This is a genomic window from Hydrobacter penzbergensis (genome assembly GCF_900106985.1).
Taxonomy (GTDB): domain Bacteria; phylum Bacteroidota; class Bacteroidia; order Chitinophagales; family Chitinophagaceae; genus Sediminibacterium; species Sediminibacterium magnilacihabitans.
In genome coordinates, this window is the sequence record NZ_FNNO01000006.1 from 39,552 (window position 1) to 57,994 (window position 18,443).

Sequence of the window (18,443 nt, forward strand, 5' to 3'; positions counted from 1 at the left end):
GGCTATTCCGCCATCACTTCACGGATAACATTGATGATCTCTTCGGCATTGGGTTTACCAAAATAATCACCATCGCTTCCATAACCCGTCCTGTGTGCTTTGGCGGTGATGGTACGCGGCGCCGCATCGAGCCACTGGTATCCTTTCTGTTCCTCCATCACTTTGTTGTACATATAGGCTGAAGCGCCGCCAGGTACGTCTTCGTCAATGAAAACAATGCGACTTGTTTTTTTCAAAGATTCAACGATCTGGTGATGGATATCGAAAGGCAGCAAGGTTTGCACGTCGATCACTTCACAGCTGATGCCTTCTTTTGCAAGCCTGTCTGTCGCATCCTGTATGATGCGCAGTGTGGAACCATAAGATACTATTGTGATGTCTGTTCCTTCCCTGATCACTTCGGGTATTCCCAGCGGAACAGTAAACTCAAGCAGATTGGAAGGTAATTTTTCTTTTAAACGATACCCGTTCAGGCATTCCACCACAATGGCCGGATCGTTCGATTGCAATAAAGTATTATAGAAACCGGCGGCCTGCACCATGTTCCGGGGAACACAGATATAGAGACCACGCAGTGCATTGATCATCATGCCCAACGGCGAACCGCTGTGCCAGATGCCTTCGAGCCTGTGACCGCGGGTACGTATGATGAGCGGACAACTATGCTGTCCTTTCGTTCGGAAATGCGTAGTTGCTACATCATCACTCAATGGCTGCAATCCGTACAGGAGATAGTCGAGGTACTGTATTTCTGCAATCGGCCTCAAACCGCGCAACGCCATACCAATACCCTGTCCAACAATAGTTAGTTCGCGGATACCGGTATCCAGTATCCTGTCTTTCCCGTGTTTATCCTGCAATCCAGCAAAACCCTGGTTCACATCACCGATATGTCCAACGTCTTCACCAAAAGCATAGACTTTGGGATTGGATGTAAACAAAGCATCGAAATATTTATTGAGCACTTCGTAACCGTTCACCAACGGAGCGTCTGATGGAATAAGTGGTTTTACTTCCTGCACGTTCATGGCGCTCTTGGGCCCTTCGTTGTACAGGTGGCTGTTGTATAACGCTTTGCTTTCTTCCCATAACGACTGGCTATGCGCTTTCAACTCAGCAACAGAAGGCGATTGCGGCGCCAACTCCATGGCCAGTGCGAGTGTGCGAAGCACATCCCTGCGCAACGGCTCTTTATTGTTCTGCAAATCTTTTGCTTGTTGTTGCAGCTTGCCATAGAGATCGATATCATTGACCATGGTGCCCCTGATGAGCTCAGCAGCTTGGGCTGCCTGTGCTTTGATGGGCGCTAAGTATTTTTCCCAGGCCAGGTTCCTGCTTTCGCGCACATGTGTTTTGGCTTCGGCTTCCAGTTCGGCCAATTCATCTGCCGTTGCCAGTTCGTTTTCAATCATCCACTCTTTCATCTTCTTTAAACAATCCCATTCCTTTTCCCATTCCAACCGCTCGGGCGATTTGTATCTTTCGTGACTTCCGCTGGTTGAATGCCCTTGCGGTTGTGTTACTTCTTCTACGTGAAATAAAACGGGTACATGAGTATCTCTCAATTGATGCAATGCTTCTTCAAACACTTCACACATGCCGGCATAATCCCAGGCCTTCACTTTGTATATGTTGATACCATTGGTATCTTCTCCTTTCTGAAATCCTCTCAACGCAGTGGAAATGGAACCTTTGGTGGTTTGTATATTCTTGGGAACGGAAATACCATAACCATCATCCCACACAAAAACAGCGAGCGGCACTTGCAGTACGCCTGCAGCATTCATGGTTTCCCAGAAATGACCTTCAGTAGTACTGGCATCGCCAATGGTACAGAAACAAATTTCATTACCATTGTTACTCAGGTGCTCCAGTTCTTTTTTATGCGTAGAACTGCGGAAACATTTGGAAGCGAATGCCAATCCCAATGAGCGCGGCATTTGTCCGGCTGTTGGTGCAATATCTGATGAAATATTTTTTCGATTGGCCAGGTCTAACCAATTGCCCGCTTCATCCACAAAAGGTGTTGCAAAATGCGCATTCATCTGCCTGCCTGCACTGAACGGATCGTGTTCAATATCCGGATCGGCATACAATTGTGCAAAATATTGTTCAACCGTTGCCAGTCCTGTTGCGAACATGAAAGTCTGGTCGCGGTAATACCCGCTTCTGAAATCGCCCTTCTGAAAAAACTTGGCCATGGCTACCTGCGCCACTTCTTTGCCATCGCCAAAAATGCCGAACTTGGCTTTGCCGGTAAGCACTTCCCTTCTTCCTAAAAGACTTACTTCCCTGCTTACCACAGCAATGCGGTAATCTTGCATTACTGCATTTCTGAAGCCATCGAAAGAAAGCATATCTGTTCTTTGTTCAACTGTGGTCGTCGATTCCATAAAACAAAAATAATACTACAAGATGAAAGGCTAACAGAAATTAGTTTTGGCCTGTCCCGCCCGGCATTAAAATGGCTTTAAAATACAAAATGACTTGGAAATAGCACTAATTGTATGCCATAAATAATGGCCTCTTCAGCCTTCCAACATTATTTTTCCGCTAGTTGGGTGAAAGGGGTTAGTTTTACGGAAGATTCATTCTTCAACACAAATAAAATCATACTATGAAAAAAGTGCTCACATTTGTTCTTATGCTGACTACTATTGCTGTCTTTGCGCAGAATGAAGTGAAAGACGCTAAGTTCAGCGAATCTGTTTACAAGTTCGGTAAGATCAAGCACAATGTTCCGGCCACACATATTTTCACTGTTACCAATACGGGCGACAAACCCCTGATCATTGAATTCGCGAGTGCTTCCTGCGGATGCACCACGCCTGAGTATTCAAAAGATCCGATCCTTAAGGGCAAAACTGCGACCATCAAAGTAACTTACAATGCTGCCAACATGGGAGCTTTCAAAAAAGATGTAACCGTTAAGTTTGCCAGCGCGCAACAGCCGGTGGTATTGAGTATTGAAGGAGAAGTAGTAGACGCCGTTACTACCAAATCATCTAAATAATTACATTATTCATTTTCGCTGAAAAGCAGCCTCCGGGCTGCTTTTTTGTTGGTGTAGCTTCGGGCATGTTATCTTTGTGCCATGCTTAAAGTCAGTCAACGCGGACAGGTCATGCCGGCCTCTCCCATACGAAAATTGGTGCCCTTCGCAGAAGCTGCCAAGAAAAAAGGCACTACTGTTTACCACCTCAACATAGGTCAGCCCGATATTGAAACCCCTGCTTTGATGCTGGAAGCGGTAAGGGAAAGTCATTTGAAAGTACTCGAGTACAGCCACAGTGCGGGCAATGAAAGTTACCGGCGCAAGCTCACGGGTTATTATAAAAGTGTGGGTATTGATGTGAACTACAACCAGATCATTGTAACCACCGGCGGCAGCGAAGCCATCCTCTTCGGCTTTATGGCCTGCCTGGATGCGGGCGATGAAGTGATCATTCCCGAGCCCTTCTATGCCAACTATAACGGTTTTGCGGTAGCAGCGGGCGTGAAAGTGGTTCCCGTAACATCCAGCATCGACACCGGTTTTGCGCTTCCGCCGATTTCGGCCTTTGTCGAAAAGATCACCCCTCGTACCAGGGCCATCGTTATCTGTAGTCCGAATAACCCTACCGGTTATTTGTACAGCGAAGCGGAAATGCAGCAGTTGAAAGAGATCATCCTGCAATACAATCTTTACCTGTTCTCCGATGAAGCCTACCGGGAATTCTGTTATGAAGGACACCAGGTAAGTGCCATGCATTTAAAAGGTGTGGAAAATCATGTGGTGCTGATGGATACCATCAGTAAAAGGTACAGCGCCTGCGGCGCGCGGCTCGGTGCACTGGTAACAAAAAATGTGGCCGTACTGGAAACTGTGATGAAATTTGCACAAGCCAGGCTCAGCCCCCCTAGTTTTGCGCAGATCGCCGCCGAAGCTGCGCTCGACCTCCCGGCTGATTACTTTAATCACACCCGTGAGGAGTACAGGGAAAGGCGCAACTTGCTGGTACGGCGCCTCAATGCTATGGAAGGCGTTGTTTGTCCCACCCCGGGAGGTGCATTCTATGCCATGGCTCAATTACCAGTAGATGATGCCGATGTATTTTGCCAGTGGTTGCTGGAAAAATTCAGCTATAATAACCAGACTGTGATGCTGGCGCCCGCCAGTGGATTTTATGGAACACCCGGCTTAGGCAAGCGCGAAGTGCGTTTGGCATACGTATTAAATATAAATAATATTAATTTGGCGATGGACTGCCTGGAGCAGGCGTTAAAGGTATATAATCAACCTAAATAATTGATTATAAATAATTTAATTGTTAAACTGCGGTCTTAAGCATGTATTAGAAGAGGAAAAATTAGGCAAAATAATCAAATTATATATTTTTACATGTTTTATTTTTTATCAAAAATTTTATCTTTTTATTAATTTTTTGGAAATATTAAATTAATTACACAAAAAAATACTTTGTTTCAATTTTTCCCTTATCTTCGTTTTGGCTTCAAACATAAGCGCATACTTTATGCCAGATTTGAAGTGGCTGTTAAGTGATTTTTATCTTTTTTCATATGGCAAGCAATCGAAGACGCCCCCTGTTTCTACAGGGGGCTTTTTTTATATAGTCTTTTGAGTTTTCCCCCTATCTTTCCATCGGATAATCAAAACTGTATCTCCAGGCAACTAATACCAAACCAACCGACTCTTTGCTTCAATGAAACCAGTACGCGGTATTATTTTATGGCTCCTGTTCATCCTGTTTTCCTATAGCGCAAAGGCACAGAGCTACCATGCCATCAATGGATCGCCTTTTGCAGGCAGCGCCGGCATCCGCAATAATCCTGCGTCGCCGGTCAATTCGGTTTACCGGTGGGATCTTAACCTGTTCTCTTTACAGGTTACCCAAAGTACCAACACCCTGGCATTGGGTAATTTTTCGCTCTCTTCGCAAGACAGTACTTTTCTGCAATTCGGGAATAAATATTCCAGCAGGTTTATCCATACCAATGCAGATGTTGACCTGCTTCAATTCCATTATAAGTTGTCCGACACAAAAGCCCTGGCGGTTGGACTGCGTGCCCGAACCTACAACCACATCAAAACACAACCACTTTGGTCGTCCGACAATGTGTATAGTTTCAATGAGTTTTTTAAAATGAACCGCACCACCCCTTACCTGGAAGGTTTCGCTATCCATACCGGCTGGCTGGAAGGCAATCTTAATTACTCGCAGGTGTTGAGCGAAACACCCAGTGGAAAATTAAGCGGGGGCATTACATTACAGATCATGCGCGGGTTATCGGGGGGATTCGGAAAAGTAAGGCGTTTTACTTACCAGGAGCTGACCAAGGGTACAGATACCGCCTACAAGCTTACCAATGCTTATGCCATTTACGGCTATTCGGCCAATTACGATAATACGACTTCCAATAATCCTACAATAAAAGATTTTCTGCGGAATACATCTACCCATTTAGGACTCAGCTTTGGTGTGGAATACTTGGTTTACGATACAGAAAACGATGATCCCGACATCAATAAAAACCTGAATTATACCTGGAAGATCGGCGCTTCCATCATGGATCTCGGATCCAATGCATATAAGGCCAGTACTTATTCCGGTGAGTTCAGCAATGTCAATCCCAATATCACCGATACTGTGATCGCCGTTAAGATGCGCGGTGTTCAATCCATCAACGGATTACACGATACACTGGCTACCATTTTCAGTACTGCATCATCCATTGGCGAAAACTTCATCATCAGTAATCCAACCAGGCTGGTGATCAATGTTGACCGGAAGCTGGGTAACAATTTTTATGTCAATGCCGACCTTAGCCTGAATTTCTATTCTACTTCCAGCTACAACAAACTGCGCACAAGGGAATTGAACCTGCTTACGATCACACCACGATGGGAAACATTGGCCTGGGGCGCATACCTGCCCATACAATACAATACACAGGGGCAACTTTGGATAGGAGCGGCAGTCAAACTGGGTCCGCTTCTATTGGGTATTCACAACTTTGGGTTATTGAAAAAAGACCCTTCCCTGAATGGAGGCGGATACCTGATGCTCAGCATCCACCCTTTCAGCAAAAAGAAAGTGGTTTCCCGGCTTGACTGCCCCCAATAACCGTTCATTCTGCCGCTCTTGGAGCATTCGTACAGATACATTATAATGAGTGGTTCCATCACACACAAATCCTGTCGAATTGATGCCTAAAACGATATAACTCGTTAACTTACCAGTTCAAAGTAAAAACACTTGTTTATTCATCATGTACGATATCTGCTGCATTGGACATATTACACTCGATAAAATTGTAACACCACACCATGTAGCCCATTTGCCTGGCGGCACTGCTTTTTATTTCTCCCACGCCATTGGAAACCTGCCTGTCCGTTATCACCTGGTTACCGCGCTGGCGGAAAAAGAAGCAGCACTTCTTTCTTCACTGCATGAAAGGGGAATCTCCATTACGGCTTGCTCCAGCAGGAATACCGTTTATTTCGAGAATATTTATACAAGTAACCAGGACCATCGGGAACAAAAAGTAGCCCAGCAGGCCGATGCTTTCTCTGTTGAACAAATAACAGGTCTCAACGCCCGCATATACCATCTTGGCCCATTATTATCCGGCGATATACCCGCTTCGGTGATCAAAACTTTGTCCGAAAAAGGAATCGTTTCTCTTGACGCACAAGGTTACCTGCGAAATGTAAAAGATGAAAAAGTGTATCCTGTAGATTGGAGTGATAAAAAAACTGTCCTCCCTTATATAAGCATTCTGAAACTGAATGAAACCGAAATGGAAGCCATTACCGGTCACACCCATATAGCATCTGCGGCACAGGCATTATGGAATTGGGGTGCTAATGAAATAGTGATCACACTGGGGAGCAACGGATCGGTTATTTGTAAAGATGGAGCATTCATTGCTATTCCGGCATACAAGCCAAGCGCTGTTGTAGACGCCACCGGATGCGGAGACACTTACATGGCAGGCTATCTGTACATGCGTACAAAAGGAGCAACCCTGGAAAATGCAGGTAAGTTTGCCGCTGCAATAGCTACTTTGAACATTGAAACATCGGGGCCTTTTACAGGCAGTGAATCGGATGTATTGAAAACACTGTCAGCAGGCATTTCATTCAATACTGCAACACAATATTTATAAAATTCAATTTCACCAAAAGTCTGAATAACATTCATTATGTCTTTTCTTGCCATCCTCCTTGCCACGATTTTACTATTGGTATTGCTTATTAGTTTTTGTAAGATCAACCCTTTCATTTCATTTTTGATCGTTGCTTTTATAGCCGGCCGTTTGTTGGGAATACCTTTTCAGCAACTCGCTTCCTCTGTTCAGAAAGGGATTGGCGACATGGCCGGTTCTACATTGATCGTATTGTGTTCGGGCGCCATGATCGGCAAACTGGTGGCTGTCAGCGGTGCTGCGGAAGTCATCGCAAGCAGGATGATGCGTATTTTTGGAGAACGTTATATCCAGTGGGGCATGCTGTTTACCGGTTTCATCATTGGCATTCCTATCTTTTATAATGTAGGATTTGTTTTAGTGGTGCCCATCATATTTACATTGGCACATCAATATAAATTACCCATTGTTTTTGTTGGCTTACCAATGCTTGCCTCCTTATCGGTAGCACATGGTTTTTTACCGCCTCACCCCTCGCCTTCTGCGCTGGTTTCTATATTTCACGCTGATTTGGGAAAAACCTTGCTATGGGGACTGATTGTTGCTTTTCCTACCCTGGTTCTGGCCGGGCCTGTTTTTTCTTCTATGATCAAAAACATTCAACCGGTTGGTGAACCACCGCTGATAACTCATTTAAAAAAACCTGATCAGCTTCCTTCTGTATTCAACAGTTTTTTTTCGGCCTTACTGCCTGTTTTTTTATTGATATTCACTTCTTTTATCAAATACCTGGTGCCAGATCAGTCACTAGCCGGACAGGCCGCTTCCTTTATCAGTGAGCCTTCTGTTTTGATGATATTGTCGGTTTTGTTTTGCAGTCTCTCTTTAGGCGTTTTTTTGGGTAAAACCATGAAGCAGGTAATGGGTTTATTTGAAGAAGCCATTAAAGAAATAGCTGTACTTATTTTAATCATTGCTTGTTCCGGTGCTTTGAAACAGGTGATCACCGATAGCGGAGCCGGCAACCAGATCGCTGAGTTCTTTAAACAATCACAGGTGAATCCGCTTTTACTTGGCTGGATCATTGCCGCCACATTGAGGGTTTGTATCGGTTCGGCTACTGCAGCCGGACTCACTGCTGCGGGCATCATTTTGCCGTTGATGAGCCACTCGACTATCAACCCCAGTCTCATGGTATTATCCATCGGCTCGGGGAGCCTGATGTTTTCTCATGTCAACGACCCTGGATTCTGGATGTTCAAAGAATACTTCAATCTCTCTCTGAAAGATACCTTCCGCTCCTGGTCTTTAATGGAAACCATTGTATCGGTAGTGGGGTTAGTAGGCGTGATGTTATTGAATGCTTTCTTATGATTTTTTCCATTGGTGATGAAAAAACTTTCCGCCGGGAGTATCGTAACGCTGAAATGTATGCGCCCCGAAATAATCCCGCTGTGCCTGCAATAAATTGGCCGGTGATTGGGCCGTTGTAATTGCGTTGAACGCATTGATGGCTTCACTGAGACAGGGAACAGCTATTTCATTTTCTATTGCATAGCTCACCGCTTTACTTAAGGAAGGTTTTAACTGCCCGATCCTTTGATGCAACAGGTCTGATAACAGCATATTATCTGTAGTGTTGAAGACTGTTATCAATTCCTGCATCAAATCCGACCGGATAATGCACCCATTTGTCCATATCCGGGCGATCTCACTCATATTGGTTTGCCAGCCGTGGTTTTTGAAGGCTTCGGTAATGACCCAGAAACCCTGGAAATGATTAATGATCCTTGCCAGTTCGTATGCTTCTCTCAACAGCTCAACAGCAATGGGACTTTCAGCATTGTGAAGAACCGGGTACAATGCATTCAATGCTACCCTGAGGTCTTTGTATGCCGATTCATACCTCGCATAAAGCGATGTTGCAATTAATGTAGCAGGAACATGTTGTTTGGTTATTTCAATGGCAGCCCAATTACCGGTTCCCTTACTTTGGGCTTCGTCGACGATTTGATCGAGCAGCCATTTATCCCCTTCTTTTTCTTTTAAAATATCAATGGTGATGTCCAATAAATAACTGTCCACCCCTTCTTTTTTCCATGCTTCAAAAACAGCAGCGATGGCATCGGGGTTCTTTCCATTCTGTCTCAATACCTGGTACACTTCAGACAGCAATTGCATTTCCACGTACTCGATCCCATTATGGATCATTTTTACAAAATGACCGCTGCCTCCTTCGCTAATATAGGTGCAGCAGGGATTTTGCTGGTGATCCTTTGCAGCAATGGCTTCCAAATAAGGCTGCACCATTTCATATCCGGCTTTATTACCGCCGGGCATCAGGGATGGCCCCATTAAAGCGCCTTCTTCTCCACCCGATATGCCACAGCCGATGAAGAAAACATCTTGCAAGCTGAAAGCGGCCTGTCGCCTTTCTGTATCTTCAAAATATGTATTTCCCCCATCCACTACCACATCGCCTGCGGAAAGATAAGGTGTGATTTTTTGGATCACATCATCTGTTGCAGCGCCTGCATTCACCATGATGATGATTTTCCTTGGTGTTTGAAGCGAGTTGATGAATGATTCGATGTTATCGAAAGGCAAAGCCTTATTTAATTCAGGATATTGCTGTTGAAAATGAACCGCCACATTTTCTTCAACACCTTGCAGGTGGCGGTTGTACATGGAAATATTGAATCCATGCCCGGCAAAATTCCGGCACAAACTTTTACCCATCACTCCCAAACCAATGATACCTATTTCAGATTTGTTGAATAATTGATGATGAATGGCTTCTACCATAACCGCTGTATTTTGATCGATTGAAATATGAATTGCGTTAACCGGGTTCTCTAACGCATCAAACTGCGACTGAAGTAAAGAAGGGGAAATAAAATGATCTTTCCTTGACTTCATTTGTGCCGAAATTTTTTCAAATGAACCAAACAAATGAATGAATTTTATTTGGCTTGTACAATTAGCAGATAAAGTATCCCTGTATGATTGTTTCAACGCAGAGCAAGCCAATATGCAGGAGTCTTGTTGCAATTGTTTCACCAACATAGTATTCAACTTATGCAACCAGTCGCTGCGATCCTCATCGGTAAGCGCTTCCCCTGATCTCATTTTTGCGATATTTTCCTCGCTGTGAAAATCATCTGCATCAAAAAAAGGGATATGCGTTTTTTGAGATAACAACTTACCAATGGTTGTTTTGCCTACGCCTGAAACACCCATAATAATAAATGCAACATGTCTTGAATAACTCATAGACTGTAAATATATCATGGAAATCAATGCTGAATTAGTGCTTCGTACCAACCGCCGCAATACCTCAAAACAAAAACGGGAATTCTCAATTTTTTATTGAAAATTCCCGAGTAGTAGCGGGATCGGGAGTTGAACCCGAGACCTTTGGGTTATGAATCCAACGCTCTAACCACCTGAGCTACCCCGCCTTATTCCGCGCTCGTTAACGGGGTGCAAATATAGGGGTGTTTGGGGGCTAAAAAAAGCCTAAGACTGCAAAAGTTTGGCAATTCTTTCCGCCACTTTGGCCGGGCTGGGCAACATTTCCGCTTCCAATGCAAGGTTGATGGGTACTGCCGGCAAATCCAGCGCCCCCAGTACTTCAATCCTGGTATCCAGGAAATGGTAGCAATGATTATAAATCCGCAGAGCCAGTGATTCGGCAAATGAATGAGACTGTTGTTCTTCGGTTAATACCAATACTTTACCATGTTTTTGTACCAGTTCATACACTGCTTTTTCATCCAGTGGATACAGTGTACGCAGGTCCATCACTTCTACCTGTCCGGGGTATTTTTCTGCGGCTGCCTTTGCCCAGTAAACACCCATGCCATAAGTGATGATACAAACCGTTTCTCCTTTCTGTATCTTATCTGCATTGGCTTGTACCACCAGGCTCGCCTGGCCCAATGGTAAAATATAATCCTTATCCGGTTCAATGGTACGGGCCTCTTCTGTGCCGGGTACTTTACTCCAATACAAACCTTTGTGCTCAAGCATAACAACGGGATTGGGATCAAGAAAGGCTGCTTTCATCAATCCTTTCATATCGGCAGCGTTCGACGGATAAGCTACTTTGATTCCCTTGATGCTAAGCAGGGTACTCTCAATGCTGCCGCTATGATACGGTCCGCCGCCTCCATAAGCACCTATGGGTACACGCAAAACCATTTGTACTGGGAACTTGCCATTGGTGAGGTAACAGGATTTCGACAATTCAGTCACCAGTTGGTTCAAAGCAGGATAGATATAATCGGCAAACTGTACTTCTACTATGGGTTTCAGGCCAAGAGCCGATAGCCCGGCAGTAGAGCCTGCGATATAAGCTTCCTGTATAGCTGTATTGAATACCCGGTGCGCGCCGAACTTTTCTCCCAGTGTAGCTGCTTCTCTGAAAACGCCTCCGAGGCGGGCGCCCACATCCTGCCCATACAAAATCGCTTCGGGGTATTTTTCCATGATCTCTTCTACCGCATGCAGCGCCGCATCAACCATCATCACTTTTTCTCCGCATGCAGGTGTTCTCTCACCACTCTCTTTAGTTACCATCGTTGGCGCGAATACATGATCTGTAACGGTACCAGGCAAAGGCTCTGCTGCCTGCATCGCCTTGTCAAAATCCTGTGCCGCTTTGGAAATGGCTTCTGTTTCTATCAGCTCCAGTTCCTGTTCCGTGAAACCGTTGGCAAGTAATATATGCCTGAGTTTGGGAAAGGGATCATCCAATGCGTGTACAGCAAGGTCATCCTTGCTGCGATAAAATTCTTTTCTTACGCCGCTGGTATGATGTCCCAGCAAAGGAACGGTTGCGTGAACCAATACCGGCTTCCGTTCTGTACGGGCATAATCAATCGCTTCCTGCATGGTTACATAAGCCTGTTCAAAGTCGCTGCCATCACATTGCAGGCGCTTCAGTCCTTTGAAGCCCGCTGCGTAATCAAATACATTCATGGCCCTTACTTCATCCACCGAAGCGCTGATGCTCCATTGATTGTCTTGCACCAGGTATACAATGGGCAACTGTTTCAAAGTGGCGAATTGAAGGGCTTCACTCACCTCTCCTTCTGTTGCGCTGCCATCACCAAAAGAACAAAGTGCAATAGGTAAATATCCTTCGGTGGTTCTGCCCAATTTTTCAGGAAAGGTTTTTTCCAGGAACTGTATGCCTTGCGCCAGTCCGGTAGTAGGAATGGTTTGCATGCCCGTAGCGCTGCTCTGGTGTATGATCGATGGTTTATCCGGGGCTTTGCTGCTGGGATGGCAATAATAGGACCGGCCGCCAGAGAAAGGGTCGTCCTTTTTAGCCAATAGTTGCAGCATCAATTCATAAGACGTGAAACCTGTTGCCAGTAAGAGGCTGTCATCGCGGTAATACGGACTCATCCAGTCACAAGCCTGCAATTGCATGCCTGTTGCCAGTTGGATGGCTTCATGCCCGCGCGAAGTGGAGTGAACATAGCGGCAAACAGCGCGGTTGGTATCGTATAGATCACTCATAGCCCTTGCGGTAGCCATGAGCTCATAAGCCTGCAATAGTATCGCGGGTTTTAACATGTTGAAGTGCGTATCTTGGCTGGCAATATTAAGTTATTTTACCTCGAGCGTGAACATTTGCTGTTCGCCCAGGTATCCTTCCAGCAGGTCTCCTACCACGCATTCACCTACTCCTGCGGGGGTGCCTGTAAAAACCAGATCGCCTATGTTGAGTGAGAAGTAATGAGAGATATTGGCTACGATCTGTTCAAATGAAAACAACATATCGGCCGAGGAGCCGGACTGTACAATTTCTTTGTTCTTTTTCAGTGAGAAGAGCAAGGGTTTTTTGAGTATTTCGGGTTGCAGCGGTAGCCAGGTTCCAATCACGGCAGAATGGTCCCAGGACTTGGCTTTTTCCCAGGGCAGGCCTTTTTTCTTCAGTTCATTTTGTATATCGCGGGCAGTAAAATCAATACCAACCGTTATGGCATCATAATAACGCGCGGCATGTTTCTCAGGTACATACCTGCCATTCTTCGAGATACGCAATACCAGCTCTGCTTCGTAATGAAGCTCATTTGAAAACTCAGGGTAATAAAAAGGGATATTAGGTTGTAGCAGTGCTGTTTTGGGTTTCATAAAAAGAACTGGTTCATCCGGAATGGAATTGTTCAGTTCTTTTGCATGCTCGGCATAATTCCTGCCTACGCAAAAAATCTTCATAAGTCGTTTCGTTTAGAATACTATCAAGTGATACAGGGTAAAGCATCCTCGATCGAGTTCCCATCGGTTGTATTATACTTCCTTCCAATATAATTGTGAAATACGTGCTTTTTTACTTGAATGCCAAATTATTTAACAGATTCATGGTCTTTTCCAAACCCACTGTTGCGAACAGTTCGATGGCCTCTACACACTTGGCAATTTTCTGCTCTACGATAGGTATTTCCACGGGATCCCACCTACCCAAAACGAAATCTACCTGCCTGCCCCTGGGAAAGTCATTCCCTATTCCAAACCGCAGTTTAGGGTATTGGTCGGTGCCAAGTGTGAGCTGGATATCCCTGAGCCCGTTATGCCCTGCATCAGAGCCGCTGCCCCTCAGTCGCAGCCTGCTCAATGGCAGGGCCAGGTCGTCTACAATGGTCAGGGTGGCGTCCAATGTTATCTTTTCTTTATCAAGCCAATATTTAAATGCCTTGCCACTCAGGTTCATGTAGGTGGTGGGTTTGATGCAGGTGAACTGCCGTCCCTTCCATTTGACTTCAGCCACTTCTGCCAACCGGCCGGTCTGAAAAAGGCCACCGTGTTTCAGCACGAAGGCCGAGACCACATCGAATCCTATATTATGCCGGGTATGATGATACTCAGCACCAATATTTCCCAGTCCAACAATCAGAAATTGATTCATACTACGGGTAAAAATACAATATATCACTCAATACAAAAGCCCGGCAAATCAGTATTGCCGGGCTTTTTCAAGTATAACCGCTACTTAAAAAAATTAGATTATTTCTTCTTTTCTTCTTTTACTGCTGTAGCTTCTTCCTGTTTCAGTTGACGGGTCATTACTACAGAAGCGATGGGAATACGGGGTGAGTTCAGTATTTCCATATTCGCTGCTTTTACGTCTTCAACGCGGATGTTACCATTCAGTTCGAGGTTGGTAATGTCTACATTGATGGTTTCTTTCAGGTCTTTGGGTAAAGCTTTTACTTTCAAAGACTTCATTTTGGTTACCAGTTTACCACCGGCTTTCACGCCTGCAGAAGTACCTACAAATTTCAGCGGCAGTGTGGCAACCACTTTCTTGTTATCTACCAGTTCCAGCAGGTCAACATGTGTCAGGGAATCATCTACTTTGTCGAACTGCAGGTCTTTCAGGATACATTTGTACGCTTTGCCGTCTACTTTTACTTCGGCCAATTGGAATTCACCGGTGTATACCAAAGGCTTGAAAGCCTTAGCAGAAGCATAAAAATTGATCTCCTGCGCACCCCCGTAAATTACACCTGGCACGTTTTCCTGAGAGCGAATCTGGCGGGCGGCTTTTTTGCCATAATCGGTCCTCAGTTGTCCTTCGATTGTAATCGTTTTCATTAAAATAAAATTTTGGACGGCGAAGGTAAGGAAATTTTCTATTTGTCCCTCCCCCTGAGTTGGGAATGTATAAAAAGGCTCGTAATACTCTTATTTTCATAGGCATTACGTATAGCGATCGCAAATAAATCCGCTACCGAAACCACCTTGATCTTCCTGGATTCCTGTTTCAGCGGAATGGTGTCGCAAACCACCAGTTCTTCGAGTACACTGTTTTCGATGTTCTCGTAGGCTTTTCCGCTGAGTACCGGGTGGGTGATCAGGGCCCTTACGCTGCGGGCTCCTTTTTCTTTCAGCAATCCGGCGGCTTTGGCCAGTGTACCACCTGTGTCGCAGATATCGTCAATGAGTACAATATCTCTATCCGATACATCACCGATAACCACCATGCTGGCGATCTCGTTGGCCCTTTTGCGGTGTTTATCGCAGATGACCATTTCCGCGTTGAAATAGCTGGCCACTTCACGTACCCGGTTGGTACTGCCTACGTCCGGCGCTGCGAACGTGAGGTTGGTAAGTTTCAATTGTTCGATATACGGGATGAAGATGGCAGAACTGTCGAGGTGGTCAACCGGCACATCAAAGAAAGCCTGTATCTGGGGTGCGTGCAGGTCCATGGTAATGATCCTGTCGGCCCCGGCTGCCTGTAAAAGTGTTGCGATTAATTTCGATCCGATTGCCACACGTGGCTTATCTTTCCGGTCCTGCCGCGCGAAACCGTAATAAGGAATGACTGCAATGATCTTATAAGCGCTGGCTCTTTTAGCCGCATCGATCATCAGCAGCAGTTCCATGAGGTTATCGGTGGGCGCAAAAGTACTCTGCACAAGGAACACATAATCGCCTCGGATGCTTTCGAGGAAAATGGGTTGAAACTCACCGTCGCTGAATTTCTGGATATTGATTTTGCCAATGGGGGCGCCAAAGCGCTGGGCAATTTTTTCTGCCAGTTGCTGCGACCCGGTGCCGGAAAAAATCTTAACGGAAGGGTTCATATATAGCGGGAATATGCGGCGAAGATATAGATTAGGTTAAGAAATTATGATTTGATTTTTTAGTAATTTTTATTATGGCGAAATTAAAAATTAAGGATTGGGCGCCTGCCGAACAACCGCGGCAGAAGCTGCTCCTGAAGGGTGCCGAAGCCCTTACAGATACGGAATTACTGGCCATCCTGATCAACAATGGTGCACCCGGAAAAAATGTGATGGAGCTTTGCCGGGAATTATTGTCCCATGTGCACCATGATCTTTCTTTACTGGCCAGCCTGTCTGTAAAGGATCTCCAAAAACTACACATTAAGGGCTTGGGTGAAGCCAAAGCCATTGCACTGGCAGCGGCTTTGGAATTGGGTATCCGGCGCAATATGGCCGCCAGCTTCAGGCCCCGGGTGAAACAGAGCGCCGATATAGCCCATTACCTGCGGGCCAGGCTGGAACACCGTAAAAAAGAAGCCTTTGCTGTAGTGTGCCTCAACAACAGCAATAAAATATTGCGTTTTGAGATTGTTAGTGAGGGGGGCGTCACCGGAACCGTTGCCGATCCACGGGTTGTTTTAAAAAAAGCCCTGGAATACGACGCTACCAGTATCATTCTTTGCCACAATCATCCCAGTGGCAACCTTCGTCCCAGTACGGCCGACGAAATGCTCACACAGAAAATAAAAGCTGCGGCCGCTTGCCTCGACATACGATTGCTGGATCACATCATTGTAAGCAATGAGGGGTATTTCAGTTTTGCCGATGAGGGGTTGCTGCGTTAAGCCTGCGCGTTGGGACCACCGAAGTTCATGGGAATTTCAATATGTTCCAGGTCTTTAATGGGGCCATTGGCCGCTTCGAACCTTTCGATATTTTCCTCCAGCGCTTTCATAAAGCGTTTGGCATGCATGGGCGTAAAAATGATCCTGGATTTCACCCGGCTTTTGGGAGTACCCGGCATTACGTTCACAAAATCGATCACAAATTCTGCATTGCTGTGGGTGATGATGGCCAGGTTGGCATAAGAACCTTCTGCCGTTTCTTCACTGATCTCGATATTCAATTGGTTGGGTGGTTGTTGGTCCATGCTTGATGATTGAAGCCACAAAAGTATTTCAAATATCCAATACCTCAATTCGCTGATGTTGTCGTATCAATAAAAGAGGCTACTCTTTCGAGTAGCCTCTTTTATTGATGGATGGGGATGTAGTTATCCCCATAGAACATGCTTATTTATCCCACCAAACCTTACCGTACTGAGAATCGGGGCCCGATGCATCAGTATACTTAGCAGCTGCTGCTGCATAATTCACAGGGTTTAGTTGTGGTTCATTCGGACCATAAGGTGTCCTTCTGGGAATGCTTGTCAGTCCGGGTGCAGGTACTAAAGCCGGCACACCATTCCTGCGCCATTCTGCAAAGCCTTGTGTTCCATCAGGATAATAGGCCAGCCATTTTTGCAGAGCAATTTTCTGTATGTTGTTTACACCCAGTAAAATATTGGGTTGCGCTATGTATGCCGCAAATTTAGTAGCATCATACACACCCCATCTTGTCCAGCTATCCTGAATACCGCCATTGTATAATGTAATCATGTCCTCGACAGTCCATCCCAGAGCAGCAGCTTCTGCCCTCGCCAGTTTCACCTGTTCAGATGCAACCAGTACAGTGGGGGTAGTTTCTTTCCTGCGTGTAGGTTCAAGAATCCTTGCATAGTTCACATTGGCGTTGGCAAAAGTAACCGCATCGGCTCTTGTCAGCCCATAAGGGAACCCAACAGTGGATGAAGCGAAAGCATTAATGCGCTCATCGTTGTTAGATGAAAGAATATCCATTATGGTTTTGCTCACGGCATAGTCTTTCCGCTGTACCACTACATAATAGTCATAAAATGGGTTCGTGTAAGTACCACCGGGGGCAGTCAGCTTGGCGTTATCAGATGCTGCATCTATTACACCAGCAGGATCTGCCAGGGCAGCTGCAAACTCCGTTTTACCTGTTGTCGGATCGGCTTTTGACATACGCAACGCAATGAATAAACGAAGTGAGTTGGCAAATTTTTTCCAGCCGGCAGTATTACCACCATAAAGGATATCACCTTTAAAAGGTATAGTAGAATTTTCAAACTGGGCTACTGCTTCCTTCAACTCCTTCAACAGGTCCTTATAGATTGCATCTTGCCCATCATAAGGGATTGCGCCTACTCCTTTCAATGCCTTGCTGTAAGGAATATCACCCCAGGTATCGGTAATGGTCCAGAAATAGTAAGCTTTCAGGATGCGCGCAATAGCAATCTGATTCTTGTTGGAACCGTTCGCTGCCGCTATTGCTGCTGTTGCAGGGTCTGAATTATAATTGATGATATTTTGCAGGTCGTAAATAGGACCGGCATAAAAACCATCAAAATTAGTCGTAGGTCTTGCATAACGCGACGCATCGGTGTACTGTGTTTCTGAAAAGTACTGCGCATACAATCCATTCACTGTTCTAAAACCACCCTCGTCCCAAACACCACCGTTCAAGCTAACCAATGCATTGGTTAGCAGTGCGGAAGTAATAGGCGAGGTAGTCGCATTGGGGTTACTATTCATTTTTCCATAATCTCCCAACTGCTTGAAACAACCGGTTGAGCCAATGAGTGTTGAACCCAGTCCCAACATCAATATAATTTTATTTATTTTCTTAGTCATGATCATTGAGTTTATA

General features: G+C 45.4%; 15 protein-coding genes and 1 tRNA gene. 6 read left to right on the forward strand and 10 right to left on the reverse strand.

The annotated features are described in order from the left end of the window. Nucleotides 1-2: 2 nt before the first annotated feature. The gene (locus BLU98_RS07995) at nt 3-2,393 is read right to left on the reverse strand and encodes an alpha-ketoacid dehydrogenase subunit alpha/beta (RefSeq protein WP_092723515.1); all 2,391 of its coding nucleotides are present in this window, start codon (nt 2,391-2,393) and stop codon (nt 3-5) included. Nucleotides 2,394-2,617: 224 nt separating this feature from the next. Between BLU98_RS07995 and BLU98_RS08000 the strand changes: the two genes are divergently transcribed. From BLU98_RS08000 to BLU98_RS08020, 5 genes are all read left to right on the forward strand, one after another. Beyond that, nucleotides 2,618-3,013 (forward strand): DUF1573 domain-containing protein, encoded by a 396-nt coding sequence (locus BLU98_RS08000; protein WP_092723516.1) that lies wholly within the window; start codon nt 2,618-2,620, stop codon nt 3,011-3,013. Between the two features lie 81 nt (nt 3,014-3,094). Then, a complete protein-coding gene (locus tag BLU98_RS08005) occupies nt 3,095-4,288 on the forward strand; it encodes a pyridoxal phosphate-dependent aminotransferase (RefSeq protein ID WP_092723517.1) in 1,194 nt (397 codons plus the stop codon). Between the two features lie 415 nt (nt 4,289-4,703). Beyond that, entirely contained in the window at nt 4,704-6,125 is a 1,422-nt protein-coding gene (locus BLU98_RS08010; protein ID WP_092723518.1) for a hypothetical protein, read from the forward strand. A gap of 145 nt (nt 6,126-6,270) precedes the next feature. Then, nucleotides 6,271-7,170, forward strand: coding sequence for a PfkB family carbohydrate kinase (locus tag BLU98_RS08015; protein WP_092723519.1), 900 nt, complete (start codon nt 6,271-6,273; stop codon nt 7,168-7,170). Between the two features lie 36 nt (nt 7,171-7,206). Next, entirely contained in the window at nt 7,207-8,523 is a 1,317-nt protein-coding gene (locus BLU98_RS08020; protein ID WP_092723520.1) for a GntT/GntP/DsdX family permease, read from the forward strand. Here BLU98_RS08020 and gnd read toward each other — a convergent pair. The 7 genes from gnd to BLU98_RS08055 all read right to left on the reverse strand — a co-directional run bounded on the left by gnd (nt 8,518) and on the right by BLU98_RS08055 (nt 15,752). Further along, entirely contained in the window at nt 8,518-10,422 is a 1,905-nt protein-coding gene (gene gnd / locus BLU98_RS08025; RefSeq protein ID WP_092723521.1) for an NADP-dependent phosphogluconate dehydrogenase, read from the reverse strand. The two genes, BLU98_RS08020 and gnd, sit on opposite strands and share 6 nt — an antisense overlap. Before the next feature lie 114 nt (nt 10,423-10,536). Next, nucleotides 10,537-10,610: transfer RNA gene (locus BLU98_RS08030), tRNA-Met, on the reverse strand. Nucleotides 10,611-10,668: 58 nt separating this feature from the next. Then, nucleotides 10,669-12,735 (reverse strand): alpha-ketoacid dehydrogenase subunit alpha/beta, encoded by a 2,067-nt coding sequence (locus tag BLU98_RS08035; protein ID WP_092723522.1) that lies wholly within the window; start codon nt 12,733-12,735, stop codon nt 10,669-10,671. A gap of 33 nt (nt 12,736-12,768) precedes the next feature. Next, a complete protein-coding gene (locus BLU98_RS08040) occupies nt 12,769-13,380 on the reverse strand; it encodes a fumarylacetoacetate hydrolase family protein (protein ID WP_092723523.1) in 612 nt (203 codons plus the stop codon). 112 nt (nt 13,381-13,492) lie between these two features. Beyond that, entirely contained in the window at nt 13,493-14,068 is a 576-nt protein-coding gene (gene pth, locus BLU98_RS08045) for an aminoacyl-tRNA hydrolase (protein ID WP_092723524.1), read from the reverse strand. A gap of 98 nt (nt 14,069-14,166) precedes the next feature. Next, nucleotides 14,167-14,757, reverse strand: a complete 591-nt coding sequence (locus tag BLU98_RS08050; protein ID WP_092723525.1) for a 50S ribosomal protein L25 — start codon at nt 14,755-14,757, stop codon at nt 14,167-14,169. Nucleotides 14,758-14,795: 38 nt separating this feature from the next. Next, nucleotides 14,796-15,752 (reverse strand): ribose-phosphate pyrophosphokinase, encoded by a 957-nt coding sequence (locus BLU98_RS08055; protein ID WP_092723526.1) that lies wholly within the window; start codon nt 15,750-15,752, stop codon nt 14,796-14,798. Between the two features lie 74 nt (nt 15,753-15,826). Between BLU98_RS08055 and radC the strand changes: the two genes are divergently transcribed. Then, nucleotides 15,827-16,519 carry a RadC family protein gene (gene radC / locus BLU98_RS08060; protein WP_092723527.1) on the forward strand — a complete coding sequence of 231 codons (693 nt, stop codon included), beginning with the start codon at nt 15,827-15,829 and terminating at the stop codon, nt 16,517-16,519. Here radC and BLU98_RS08065 read toward each other — a convergent pair. Beyond that, nucleotides 16,516-16,824 carry a DUF3467 domain-containing protein gene (locus BLU98_RS08065; RefSeq protein ID WP_026767928.1) on the reverse strand — a complete coding sequence of 103 codons (309 nt, stop codon included), beginning with the start codon at nt 16,822-16,824 and terminating at the stop codon, nt 16,516-16,518. The genes radC and BLU98_RS08065 overlap by 4 nt on opposite strands. A gap of 142 nt (nt 16,825-16,966) precedes the next feature. After that, nucleotides 16,967-18,427 carry a SusD/RagB family nutrient-binding outer membrane lipoprotein gene (locus BLU98_RS08070; protein WP_257574817.1) on the reverse strand — a complete coding sequence of 487 codons (1,461 nt, stop codon included), beginning with the start codon at nt 18,425-18,427 and terminating at the stop codon, nt 16,967-16,969. Nucleotides 18,428-18,443: the final 16 nt, after the last annotated feature.